This is a genomic window from Rhodopila sp. (assembly GCF_965277165.1).
GTDB lineage: Bacteria > Pseudomonadota > Alphaproteobacteria > Acetobacterales > Acetobacteraceae > Rhodopila.
This window is the reverse complement of the sequence record NZ_CBDICE010000005.1, coordinates 2,295,386-2,307,875: the sequence shown is the minus strand read 5'-3', so window position 1 is coordinate 2,307,875 and position 12,490 is coordinate 2,295,386. Positions and strand designations below refer to the sequence as shown.

At 66.8% G+C, this 12,490-nt stretch carries 11 protein-coding genes; 9 read left to right on the top strand and 2 right to left on the bottom strand.

The window, feature by feature from the left end; genetic code table 11:
* Window positions 1–18: 18 nt before the first annotated feature.
* From ACQY4Y_RS11380 to ACQY4Y_RS11355, 6 genes are all read left to right on the top strand, one after another.
* Window positions 19–1,266: an amidohydrolase family protein gene (locus tag ACQY4Y_RS11380; RefSeq protein WP_428490663.1), complete on the top strand. Its 1,248-nt coding sequence runs from the start codon at window positions 19–21 to the stop codon at window positions 1,264–1,266.
* Window positions 1,267–1,386: 120 nt separating this feature from the next.
* Entirely contained in the window at window positions 1,387–2,958 is a 1,572-nt protein-coding gene (locus ACQY4Y_RS11375; protein ID WP_428490662.1) for an ABC transporter substrate-binding protein, read from the top strand.
* 52 nt (window positions 2,959–3,010) lie between these two features.
* Window positions 3,011–4,387, top strand: a complete 1,377-nt coding sequence (locus ACQY4Y_RS11370) for an MFS transporter (protein ID WP_428490661.1) — start codon at window positions 3,011–3,013, stop codon at window positions 4,385–4,387.
* Window positions 4,387–5,688 carry a M28 family peptidase gene (locus ACQY4Y_RS11365; protein WP_428490660.1) on the top strand — a complete coding sequence of 434 codons (1,302 nt, stop codon included), beginning with the start codon at window positions 4,387–4,389 and terminating at the stop codon, window positions 5,686–5,688. The genes ACQY4Y_RS11370 and ACQY4Y_RS11365 overlap by 1 nt, the downstream gene beginning before the upstream one ends.
* Complete coding sequence (locus ACQY4Y_RS11360) at window positions 5,579–6,178, top strand: hypothetical protein (RefSeq protein WP_428490659.1); 600 nt, start codon at window positions 5,579–5,581, stop codon at window positions 6,176–6,178. Before ACQY4Y_RS11365 ends, ACQY4Y_RS11360 begins: the two co-directional genes overlap by 110 nt.
* 131 nt (window positions 6,179–6,309) lie before the next feature.
* Window positions 6,310–7,032, top strand: a complete 723-nt coding sequence (locus tag ACQY4Y_RS11355) for a hypothetical protein (RefSeq protein WP_428490658.1) — start codon at window positions 6,310–6,312, stop codon at window positions 7,030–7,032.
* Between the two features lie 925 nt (window positions 7,033–7,957).
* Here ACQY4Y_RS11355 and ACQY4Y_RS11350 read toward each other — a convergent pair.
* The gene (locus ACQY4Y_RS11350; RefSeq protein ID WP_428490657.1) at window positions 7,958–8,575 is read right to left on the bottom strand and encodes a regulatory protein RecX; all 618 of its coding nucleotides are present in this window, start codon (window positions 8,573–8,575) and stop codon (window positions 7,958–7,960) included.
* Window positions 8,576–8,760: 185 nt separating this feature from the next.
* On the opposite strand from ACQY4Y_RS11350, the gene ACQY4Y_RS11345 reads away from it, so the two are divergent.
* The 3 genes from ACQY4Y_RS11345 (at window position 8,761) to ACQY4Y_RS11335 (ending at window position 11,707) form a co-directional block, all read left to right on the top strand.
* The gene (locus ACQY4Y_RS11345) at window positions 8,761–9,972 is read left to right on the top strand and encodes an aspartate aminotransferase family protein (protein WP_428490656.1); all 1,212 of its coding nucleotides are present in this window, start codon (window positions 8,761–8,763) and stop codon (window positions 9,970–9,972) included.
* Window positions 9,969–10,937, top strand: a complete 969-nt coding sequence (gene argF, locus ACQY4Y_RS11340) for an ornithine carbamoyltransferase (RefSeq protein ID WP_428490655.1) — start codon at window positions 9,969–9,971, stop codon at window positions 10,935–10,937. Before ACQY4Y_RS11345 ends, argF begins: the two co-directional genes overlap by 4 nt.
* Before the next feature lie 212 nt (window positions 10,938–11,149).
* On the top strand, window positions 11,150–11,707 hold the full coding sequence (locus tag ACQY4Y_RS11335; protein WP_428490654.1) for a response regulator: 558 nt from the start codon (window positions 11,150–11,152) through the stop codon (window positions 11,705–11,707).
* A gap of 47 nt (window positions 11,708–11,754) precedes the next feature.
* Here ACQY4Y_RS11335 and fsa read toward each other — a convergent pair whose 3' ends face one another.
* Window positions 11,755–12,408, bottom strand: a complete 654-nt coding sequence (fsa, locus tag ACQY4Y_RS11330; RefSeq protein ID WP_428490653.1) for a fructose-6-phosphate aldolase — start codon at window positions 12,406–12,408, stop codon at window positions 11,755–11,757.
* Window positions 12,409–12,490: the final 82 nt, after the last annotated feature.

Below are 12,490 nucleotides of genomic sequence, written 5' to 3'. Positions count from 1 at the left end.
ACCCAAAGGATAGCCGCCATGCAACTCACCCATCTGACCAACGCCCGCATCGTCGACGGCACCCAGCCCGAACCAACCGCGCCGATGACGGTCGTCATCGAGGGCGATCGCATCAAGCAGGTTTCCCCAACGTCCGGACCGCCCAGCTTAGCCCCAGGGTCAGCCCGTTTGATTGACCTGAAAAACCGCGTGCTGATGCCCGGCCTGATCGACTGCCACGTCCATATCGTTGCTGTCCTCGCCAGTCTCGGTCAGAACGCCACCCTGCCGGACTCCCTGGTGATGGCCCGCTCGATCCGCTTGCAGCACGATATGCTGATGCGCGGCTTCACCACCGTGCGCGACGTCGGCGGCGCCGACCACGGCCAGGTGGTCGCATCGAACGAAGGCTCGGTGTTCGGACCGCGCCTGATCATCGCCGGCAAGGCGCTCAGCCAATCCGGCGGCCACTGCGACTTCCGTGGCCGCTTCAACGCCGGCCCCAACCACTTCGAAACCCGCCTCGGCGCGCTCGGCCGGCTGTGCGACGGCGTGCCCGAAATTCGCCGCGCCGCCCGCGAGGAAATCAAGGCCGGCGCCCAGTTCATCAAGCTCATGGCCAACGGCGGCGTCGCCTCGCCAACCGACCCGATCCATTTCCTCGGCTTCTCGCAAGAAGAAATCACCGCCGCGGTGCAAGAGGCCGAGGCCGCCAGCACCTACGTCGCCGCCCATCTCTACACCGACCCAGCGATCCGCCGCGCCGTGGAGTGCGGCGTCCGCTCGCTGGAGCACTGCAACCTGATCCAGCCCGCCACCGCCCAATTCGCCGCCGAACGGGGCGCCTTCGCGGTCCCCACCCTGGTCACCTACGACAAACTGGCCGAAGAGGGTGAAGCGCTGGGCCTCGGCGCCGAATCCGTCGCCAAGATCGACAGCGTGCGCCACGCCGGTATCGGCTCGCTCGAGGTGATGCAGGCGGCCGGCCTGCCGATGGCCTTCGGCACCGACCTGCTCGGGCCGATGCAGCGCCATCAGTCCGAGGAATTCGTGATCCGCGCCCGGATGCTTCCGGCGCAGACGGTCATTGCATCCGCCACCCGGATCGCGGCAAGACTCTGCCGGATGGAGGAATTGATCGGGACGGTTGCGCCAGGGGCGTTCGCCGACCTGATCGTGGTCGATGGCGACCCGTTGCGCGATCTGTCCCTGCTTACCCGCCAGGGCGCCCACATGCCGCTGATCGTCAAGGGCGGCGAGGTCGTCAAGCACACCCCGTGGCACTGATCCGCGCCCAGCCTTGGCACGAAGCATGCAAGATCAACCAGATACAATACGGGCGAACCCCATCCAATCGTCCATCGCCGTAATCCCGGCAAGCCCACCAACCGAGCAACGGAGTTCCGCATGATCGACCGACGCAGCGTCCTGACCGGCGGCGCGGCTGCCGCGGCCAGCCTCGCCAGCCCCGCCTTGGCAGCCGACCCCAAGGTGTTGCGCTACGTGCCACAGGCCAACCTCGCCAACCCCGATCCGATCTGGACCACCGCGACCATCGCCACCCTGCACGGTTACATGGTCTGGGATACCCTGTTCGGCATCGACGAGAGCCTGGTCGGGCGCCCGCAGATGCTGGCCGGCAGTGAAACCTCGACCGACGGCCTGACCTGGAAAATGACCCTGCGCGACGGCCTGCTGTGGCACGACAACCAGCCCGTGCTGTCGAAGGATTGCATCCCCTCGATCCAGCGCTGGGGCAAGCGCGACGGCTTCGGCCAGCGCCTGATGAGCCTGACCGCCGAGATGAAGGTGATCGACGACAAAACCTTCCAGATCCGCCTGACCCGCCCATTCCCCCAGATGGCCTACGCGCTCGGCGCCAACGGCTGCTTCATCATGCCCGAGCGCATCGCCAAGACCGACGCCTTCACCCAGATCTCCGAGTATATCGGCAGCGGCCCTTTCAAGTTCCTCAAGGACGAATGGATCTCCGGCGCCTCCGCCGCCTACGCCAAGAACGACAAGTACGTCCCCCGCCAGGAGTCGCCCAGCTACTGGTCCGGCGGCAAGGTGGTCAATTTCGATCGCGTCGAATGGAAGATCATGCCCGACCCCGCCACCGCCGCCGAGGCGCTGCAAAGCGGTGAGGTAGACTGGTGGGAAAACCCGCTGATCGATCTGCTGCCGATGCTGAAGACCGCCCCCGGCGTCAAGCTCGAAGTGCTCGACCCGTTAGGCGCCCTCGGCGTGGTCGGGGTCAACCATACCCAGCCGCCGTTCGACAACCCCAAGCTGCTTCAGGCCATCCTGGTCGCCATCAATCAGCACGATTACATGGATGCGGTGCTCGGCGACCAGCAAAGCCTCGGCCAGACCGCCGGCTTCTTCATCGACGGTTCGCCGATGGCGAGCGATGTCGACATGAACAAGATCAACGGCAAACGCAACCTGCCGCTGGCCAAGAAGATGGTCGCCGAAAGCGGCTACAAGGGCGAGCCGATCGTGCTGATGTCGCCCTCCGATCAGGCGCAACTATCCGCCATGGCCCAGGTCACCGACGCGTTCTACAAATCGATCGGCCTCAACTCGAAATACACCAGTATGGACTGGGGCACGCTGGTGTCGCGCCGAGCCAGTCACGCGCCATCCGACAAGGGCGGCTGGAACAGCTTCTGCACCACCTGGGGCGGCCTCCAGGTCTCCAATCCTGGCGGCAACTTCCCGCTCCGAGGCAACGGCAACGGCGGCTGGTTCGGCTGGCCGACCGACCCCAAGATGGAAGCGCTGCGGGATAAATGGTTCGACACCCCCGACCTTGCCGGCCAGCAAACGGTGTGCCGCGACATGCAGCGCCTGGCGTTCCAGAACCTGCCGTTCTTTCCGACAGGGCAATGGTTTACCCCGACCGGGCACCGCGACGACCTGACCGGGTTTGTCAAGGCAGGCGTCATGCTGTTCTGGGGCGTCAAGCGGGTCTGAACCGCAGACTGCTGGTCCGCACGCCACCGCCAACTGGAGAAGGATCTCCGTCATGGCCGTCAGCTCGCCAATCCCGGCCCATGTCCCGATCGGCACAGCCGCCGCCGATCCGGTCGACGAAGCCGCCATTAATCGCGCCATCGTCGCCTGTGGCATCGGCCAGATCTTCGAGATCTACGACTTCGTCATCTACGGTCTGATGGCCGGCGCGCTGGCCCGCGCATTCTTCCCATCGACCGACCCGGTCGCCGGACTACTCGGCACCTTCGCGACCTTCGCCGTGGGCTTCGTCATCCGCCCGATCGGGGCCGTCGTCATCGGCGCCTACGGCGACCGCCATGGCCGCCGCGCCGCACTGGTCGTCACCATCGGGCTGATGGCAGCCGCCACCGGCCTGATCGGGCTCATCCCGGCCTACGCCACCCTCGGGGTCTTCGCGCCCATCATCCTGGTGCTGTGCCGCATGGCGCAGGGCTTCTCCACCGGCGGCGAATGGGGCGGCGCGGCCGCCTTCCTGGTCGAGTACGCGCCGCCGAACCGACGCGGCGCCATCAGCAGCTACCAGCAGGCCGCCACCGCCCTCGGACTGCTCGCCGCCACCCTCGTCGCCTTCATCCTGAGCGCCGCGATGGACAACGCCGCCTTCCTCGCCTGGGGCTGGCGCCTGCCCTTCCTGATCGGCTTCATCCTCGGCCCGGTCGGCTACTATCTGCGCACCAAGGTGGAGGAAACACCGGCATTCGAGCGCACCAGGCAGCACCACGACGTCAGCCGCTCACCGCTGCGTCAATCGCTCACCCAGTATCCCGCCACCATGCTGGCCGCGTTCGGCCTCAGCATCATCGGCTGCGTGGTGAACTACGTCTTCGTCATCTACGTCCCAAGCTTCGCCCAAGTGCAATTGCACATCCCGGCCTCGTCCACCTTCCTGTCCACTCTGGCCGCCGGCGTGATCTGTTTGCTGCTGACCCCGATCGTCGGGCGGTTGTCCGACCGGATCGGGCGCCGACCGCTGTTCTTTGCCGCCTCGGCCGCATCGTCCGTGCTGGCCTATCCGCTGTTCCACGTCATGGTGACGATGCACTCGCTGGGGGGCCTGTTGCTGGCGCAGTCGGTCGCCAGCGTGATCCTCAGCCTCTACGCCGGCCCGATCTGCGCCGTGCTGGCCGAACAGTTCCCAACCAGCCTGCGCTACACCGCGCTGTCCATCAGCTATGGCTTCGCAGTGGCGATCTTCGGTGGTTTCGCGCCACTGATCTCCACCGCGCTGGTGCGCCTGACTGGCGATCCGGTGGCGCCGGCGTATTATCTGGTCGCGGCCGGCATCCTCAGCTTCATCGCCACGATTTTCGTACACGAGCGCGCCGGCCTGCCGCTGCCGGACGACATCGCCGGTTCGGCACCTTCGTTGCGGGAGAAGCCCGCCTGATGATCAACCAACACATTTCCCGCCTGTGCGCGGCGGTCGATCCCACGCTGATGATGCGTCACCTCGAGGAATTCGCCCGCCGCGTCAAGCTGTCCGGCACGCCCGACGAGTTGGAAAGCTTCCGCTACCTGAAGGCGACCCTCGACGGCTACGGCTACCACACAGAACTCATTCTGCACGACGCCTACATCAGCCTGCCCGGGCGGGCGCGGATCCAGATCGAGGCGGAAACCCCGGACTGCATCACCCACTCGTTCTCCCGCCCCTCGCCACCTGGCGGTCTGCGCGGAACCGTCGTCTATGGCGGCCACGGCCGCGCCGAGGACTTCGCCGCGCTCGACGCAGGCGGCAAGATCGTGCTGCTGGAATCGATCGCCAACCCAGGCGCCACGCGCCGGGCGTCCCTGGCCGGCGCGATCGGCCAGATCCACATCAGTCCCCATGAACACCTGCATGAGATGTGCATCTCTTCGGTCTGGGGCAGCCCGACCAGCGACATGCTCGACAACCTGCCGAGGACCGTCGTGCTCAGTGTGCGCAAAGCCGATGGCGATGCCCTGAAGCGGCGGGTGCAAGCCAACCAGCCGGTCGAGGTCGTGCTGCATTCCGAGGTCGATACCGGCTGGCGCAAGACCCCGCTGTTGGTGGCCGACCTGCCCGGCCCAACCGATAACGACCCAAACCACCCGGGCGCAAACCACCCGGGCGCAAACCCCCCGGGCGCAAACGATAACGGCCCGTTCGTCCTGTTCAGCGGCCATCACGACACGTGGCACTACGGCGTGATGGACAACGGCGGCGCCAACGCCACCATGCTGGAAATCGCCCGCCTGTTCGCCCCCGAACGAGCCGCTTGGCGCCGTGGCCTTCGCCTGTGCTTCTGGTCCGGCCATTCGCACGGCCGTTACTCCGGCTCCACCTGGTATGCCGACATAAATTGGCACGACCTGGCCCGCCGCTGCGTCGCCCACGTCAACGTCGACAGCACCGGTGCCCGCGGCAACACGGTGATGGCCGACGCCCTCGCCTCAGCCGAATTGTCCAGCCTCGCCGCCGACGCGGTGCGCACCCAGGGCGGCCAGCAACTCGACGGCCAACGCATGAGCCGAGCCGGCGACCAATCATTCTGGGGCATCGGCGTAGCCTCGCTGGGGCATGGGGGAGCAGCCGGCCGGATCCGCCGACAACGTCATGGGTGCGGTATTCGGCGATGGCACCCGCAAGGGCGCCGGCTTCGGATGGTGGTGGCACACCCCCGACGACACGCTGGACAAGATGGACCCCGACCTGCTGGCGCGTGACACCAAAGTCTATGTCCACGCCATCTGGCGCCTGCTCACCGATCCGGTGCTGCCGCTCAACTATGCCGCCGCGGCGGCGGCGCTGGATGCCCAACTGTCGGGCTTGCGCCAGCAACTCGACGGCCGGTTCGATCTGTCCGGATTGACCACGCGAGTGGCCCGGCTGCGCCAACAGGCCACCGCCGTCAACGCGACCGCCCAGGCGGTGACCGACGCTTCGGCGATCACCCGGTTCAATCAGGCGCTCGTCGCGGTCTCCCGCGCCATGGTGCCGATGGACTACACCACCGGCGACCGTTTCGGCCACGACCCGGCACTGCCGCAGCCGCCCTATCCGGTGCTCGACGTGGTGCGCCAGCTTGCCGCCGCGGCGCCGGACTCCGATCAGGCGAGGTTCCTGGCCGGCGCCGCGACCCGAGCCTGCAACCGCCTTGGCTTCGCCCTGGATCAGGCCAACCAGGCGCTCGAAGCATGCCGCAACAGCCCGTGAGCCCGCGACGGCCCCTGAGCCCATGACAGGCCGTGAGCTCATGACAGGCCGTGAGCCCATGACAGCCGGTCCTTCCCCAGAGCGCCTTCCCCAAATCCCGCCCCCAACCTAGACCGGGACCCGCCAGCCTCATGTCAACGTCAGCGTCATCCTCCACCGCGCTTCCCGCCGCCCTGCTGGCCAGCCGAACGCTGGAAACCGTGATCCGCTTCCTGATGCCGTATTTCTCCATCGACTGTCCCGACTTCGCCGCCACCCGCGACGAAATCCTCGAGACCCTGACCTCCTACGCCCCGCGCAACCGCGCCGAACTGTTCGCCACCGCCAAGCTCATCGCCTGCACCATGACCGCGCTCAGCGCGATGGCCGAAGCCGAGGGCGCCGATCTGACGCCCTCGATGCGGCTACGCGTCCGCGCCTGCGCCAACACCGTCAACCGCCACGCCAACCAGGCCCAGCAAGCCCTGGACAAACACCAGGCCCGCGACATCCCCGCCCGCCCCGTCCCCATCCCCGCCCAGGACATCGAAGTCGAGGAAGACCCCGCCGTGGCCGACGCCAAGGATGCCGAGGTCATCGAACGACTGCGCCAGGTCAAGGCGATGATCGAGACCACCCGTCAGCGCCTCGCCGAAACCGACCCCGAGGCCGCCCGGCGGCTGTATCTGGCGCAAATGGGTGTCGACGAATGCCCGGCCGGGGTCGGCGAATCCCTCATCGCCGCCCACGCCCCGATCCCGCCCCACGTCGCCATATCACCCCAAGCCGCGATCCCGCCCAGCGCGGCAATCCGGCCCGGCGCCGGGATCGCGCCCCACGCTTCGATCCCGCCCGGCGCGCGCCCGGCAGCCTGATATGGACGCCAAGCTTTCACCCCTTTGCCGGTCCTCACACGACCCGCCACAGGGTGGTTTCGCGCGGTGACGCCCCAATGTGCGCAATCGTCGCGACCAGTGCTGCCGATCAGTTCGATTAAACACGAAGACACAATGACACAATGCGTCGGCGGGTCGTTTCTTCAGCCGCTGCGTCGATCATCTTGGCCCACCGTCTGGCCAATCAACCCGAGACATGACCGCGCCCTGCGACACCATCAATCTCCGTGGCACTCAGTGTGCTCGTCACTTTCTCCGTGCTAAAGCTTAACAAAAGCCGAAGCCGCAACGCCTTCGCCAATACGCCTCGAATTGTCCCACCACGCCCCACCGCACACACAGACAACGCAAGGTGAAACACGACCTCCCAGCAAATCCTCCGGCCTCGGCGTCCGGGCGTCGCAAAGGCTCCAACACAGAGAAAGATCGAGGCCACGGAGCGCCACGGAGCAGGGTCCCGGCTTCGACAGCGCCTTTCCGCGTCATACCGGCCAGAGGAATACCGGCTATAGGACTTCACTCATCGGTTGACGACGGGAAGCTGGTATCCAATTGACTTCGCAGCCGCCACGGCGACCCACGCCGCGAATACCACTCAGCCCGTCGGAGTATAAATGGTCTGCATCAGCGAGAAAGCGTGATAGTCGTCGCAACCGCGCTCGATCCATTCGGTTCATAACACTGAGAAATCTTTGTGTCATCCTGTCATCGTGTCAAAACCAAACCGATGAATAGCATCAACACCTGATCCATCGGCAACGACCACCAGGCGCACGCCTACCGCTCGATAGCTTCGACGCCTGCTCCCATCGGCCGGGGCGCCGACCATTCCAACTCCACTTGCACCCCAAAAAGCGCCCGTCCGAGGAAAACCCCCACGGCCCGCCCTCGCCGAAGCTCCCCCCTACCGCCGCAGTTCGAAAATCCGCCCCTCCGCCTCCGCCCGCCCCATCTTCAGCGCCCGCTCAGCCACCTCGCGGGAAAATCCGGCCCGTGCCAACTGCCCCATCTCCTTGACCCGGCCCGCGACATCCGTCCCTTCATTCGCCCGATACGCACCGATCCGGCGCTTGCGCGTCAGCACCAGGGCCGCCGCCAGTTCACTCTCCGCATCGCTAACCACCGCCGCCTTGGCCACGTCCGGTGCCACCCCTTTGGCCACTAACCGCATTGCAATCGCACGCCCCGATTGCCCGCTCCGCAGCAGACTGCGCGCTCGGCTTTCGGCGAACGCGGCATCGCTGACCGCCCCGGCCTGCACCAGACTCTGGATAACCGCCTCGATCGCCCCCTTGGCGGCCGCCAGTACCGGAGCCGCGGCCTCCGGATCGGCCTGCAGCCGAGCCCAGCGATCCAACCGGCGTCGCAGTACCCGTCGAAGCCCGGCCTCGGTCGTCGCATAGCGCGCCAGATGCGCCAGCGCCGCCTGATACAGGCTGCCCGCGTCAGGCGGCGGCGAGGCGGTGTCGCTCGACATCCGCCAACCATGCCCGGCACCCGCCTCGATGCAAGAGGATTTCACGCCCCACCCGCCGATCCGCCGCCCCCCAGGCCCAGCGCAGCCCGGCCCAGCGCAAGCGAGCCCAGCGCAACCGGTGTTTGACAGCGCCTACGCCATCGCCAATGATCGTCGCATCTGTCGGACCTGCCCCGAAACGGTCGCGGGCGGCCAATCCGTCGCAGAAACGAACAAAGGCTCGCCCACTGATGATCCCCGCCCTGCTGCCGAACTACGCACGCGCCGACCTCGCTTTCGAGCGGGGCGAGGGCGCCTGGCTGTGGACGGTCAACGGGCGACGATTCCTCGACTTCGGCTCCGGCATCGCCACCGCCAGCCTGGGACACGGCCACCCGCATTTGGTCAAGGCCATCGCCGACCAGGCCGCCAAGGTGATACACACCTCTAACCTGTATCGCATCCCGCAGGCCGAGCGGCTGGCGCAGCGACTGGTCGATGCGAGCTTCGCGGACAGCGCGTTCTTCTGCAACTCGGGCGCCGAGGCCAACGAGGGCATGATCAAGATGATGCGCCGCGCCATGTCGGATGCCGGCAAGCCGGAGCGGTTCCGCATCATCTGCTTCGAGGGTGCGTTCCACGGCCGCACCCTGGCCACTCTGGCCGCCACCGGCAACCACCACTACATGGAAGGCTTCGGCCCGCCGGTCGATGGTTTCGACCACGTCCCGTTCAACAACATGAACGCGGCGCGCAACGCCATCGGCCCCGGCACCTGCGGCATCATCGTCGAGCCGGTGCAAGGCGAGGGCGGAGTGCGTCCCGCCGACATGCAGTTCCTGCGCGACCTGCGCGCGGTGTGCGACGAATACGGCATCATCCTGGGGATGGACGAAGTGCAGTCCGGCATCGGTCGCACCGGCAAGCTGTTCGCGCACGAATGGTCCGGTATCACCCCCGACGTGCTGTCCTCGGCCAAGGGCATCGGCGGCGGCTTCCCGCTCGGCGCCGTGCTCGCCAGGGAAGCCTTCGCCAAGGCGCTGAAACCCGGCACCCACGGCACTACGTTCGGCGGCAATCCACTGGCCTGCGCCGCCGGCAACGCCGTGCTCGACGTTGTCCTGGCACCCGGCTTCCTCGAGGACGTCGAGCGCAAGGGTCGCAAGCTGCGCACCGAGTTGGGCAAGATCGCCGCCGAATTCCCCACCGTGTTTGTCGACGCCCGAGGTCTCGGCTTGCTGCTCGGCATGAAGGCGGCGATCCCGGTAGCAGGGGTCCAGGCCGCCTGCATCGAGCAGGACCTGATGGCGATCACCGCCGGTGACAACGTGCTGCGCCTGGCGCCCCCCCTGGTGGTGACCGATGCCGATATCGACCAGGCGGTCGGCATGCTGCGAGCCGCCGCCACCAAGGTCGCGGCGAGCATCGACAAGGCTGCGGCCGGCAAGGCCGCGGCACAATGAGCGGCGCGACACGCCGCCGTCAGGATCCGCGCGGCGAGTCCACCAGCCAAACGTCCGACCTGCGGCACTTCCTCGATCTGCGCGACTTCGACACCCAGACGCTGCGCCAGATGCTCGACGTCGCATCCGGCTTCAAACGCGCCGCCGGCGTGTCGTCGCGACCGCTCGCCGGCAAGACCCTGGCGCTTATCTTCGAGAAACCCTCGACCCGCACCCGGGTCTCGTTCGAGGTCGGCATGCGCCAGCTTGGCGGCGAGGTTATCGTACTTACCGGCAAGGAAACCCAGCTCGGCCGCGGCGAAACCGTGGCCGACACCGCGCGCGTGCTGTCACGCTATGTCGACGCCATCATGCTGCGCACCGACAATGCCGCGAAGCTGCACGAAATGGCCGAATACGCCACCGTCCCGGTGATCAACGGCCTGACCGAGGCGTCCCATCCCTGCCAGTTGATGGCCGACGTGCTCACCTTCGAGGAACATCGCGGCCCGATCGCCGGTCGGGTCGTGGCCTGGTGCGGCGACGGCAACAACGTCGCCCGAAGCTGGATCGAGGCGGCGGTGCGCTTCGGCTTTACCCTGCGGGTCGCCACCCCCGACGGATTGCGGCCGCCGGCCGACCTGCTGGCCTGGGCGCGCGCCCAAGGCGGCAGGATCGAGCTGACCGACGACCCCGACGCCGCCGTCGCCGGCGCCACTTGCGTGGTCGCCGATACCTGGGTGTCGATGTCCGACGACCCGAACGAGAGCCGCCACAACCTGCTGGCACCGTATCGGGTGACCAGCCGGATGATGGCGAAGGCCGCCCCGGACGCGCTGTTCATGCACTGCCTGCCGGCCCATCGCGGCGAGGAAGTGGATGCCGACGTGATCGACGGCCCGCAGTCGGTGGTGTTCGACGAGGCCGAGAACCGCTTGCATGCCCAGAAGGGCGTCCTGGCCTGGGTGCTGGGCGCGGCGCGATAGCGCAAGGCGCGCGCCGGCACCCCGACATGTGTTGGTCAACCGCCGGACAAGTCAAGGTCCGCCCAAGTCAAGGTCCGCCGGCGGCCCGACCAGCCCCGGACTCTGTAGCCTGCGCAGCCGGCAGCCATCCGGACCCGGGGCCGCCGGCGCCAAATTGACCCAAATGTAACGGTTAACCCTTCATCAAGCTTTTCGCGACCAAGATCGTCGCCATGTCCACGCCTCCGATCGTCATCATCGCTGAACCGGATCCGATGATCAGCAGCGCGCTCCGCGTGGAGTTCACCCATCTCGATTTCGCGGTGTTCCTCGCCGCCTCGGGCCGCGAGGCCGAGGACTATGCCGCCCATGCCGTCGCCCATCTGGTGGTGCTCGACACCAAACTGCACTTGCAAAGCTACGATGCCTGCGTGCGAATCCGCCGCCGTCCCGGATACGCCGCCCGCCCGATCGTCCTGACCGCCAACAACCCCACCGCCCGGATGAAGGCGGCGGCCGACAAGGCCGGCGCCAACCTCGTTCTGGCGAAACCCTACTCGGTCCAAGACCTGCTGAACGCGGTGACGCCGTTTGTCCCGGACAACGACCTCTTGCTGAGCCATCGCGCCCGCGGGCCCGGCATGGCCCACGCGCAAGAATGGGTGCCGGCATCCAACCTGACCTGGCAATCGGGCATCAACTCGGCACTGACCCGAAACGGACGCCTGCTGCCGATCGTCCGCGGCGGCAACAGTGTGTCCATTCCGCTGTATCGTAAGCTGGTCTCCTGATCCGAGGCGGCGCGACCTCGACACGCCACCCCACTCAGTGGGCCGAATCAGACGATCTTCTGACCGGTCTTTGCCCAGTCGGCCAGGAACGTCGCCAGGCCCTTCTCGGTCAGCGGATGATGGAACAGCGAGCGCAGCACCGCCGGCGGCAACGTGGCGACATGGGCGCCCATCTTCGCCGCCTCTATCACGTGGTTCGGGCCGCGCACCGATGCCACCAGCACCTCAGTCTCGAAATCGTAGTGGTCGTAGATCTCGACAATGTCGGAGATCACTTGCATCCCGTCCCAGCCGATGTCGTCCACCCGGCCGACAAACGGGCTGATGAAGCTGGCACCGCTCTTGGCGGCCAGGATCGCCTGCGCCGCCGAGAAGCATAGCGTGACGTTGACCATCGTGCCGTCGTTGCGCAGATGGCGGCAGGCGCGCAGGCCGTCCGGGGTTAGCGGCACCTTGATGCAAACGTTGTCGGCGATCTTCCGCAGCACGCGGGCTTCGGCCATGATCTGGTCGTACTCGGTGCCTGCCACTTCGGCGCTGACCGGCCCGGAAATGACATCGCAGATCTGCGCGATCACCTCGGCGAACTTGCCGCCGTTCTTGGAGATCAGGGTCGGATTGGTGGTCACCCCGTCCAGCAGACCACTGCTGGCAAGCGACCGGATCTCTGTCAGATCGGCGGTATCGATGAAGAATTTCATGCCAACGCTCCGTTTTGCGGTTAAGCCAGGATGTCGATTTGTCGCGAATCAGGCTGGTTATATAGGTTGCACTCCGCCCATC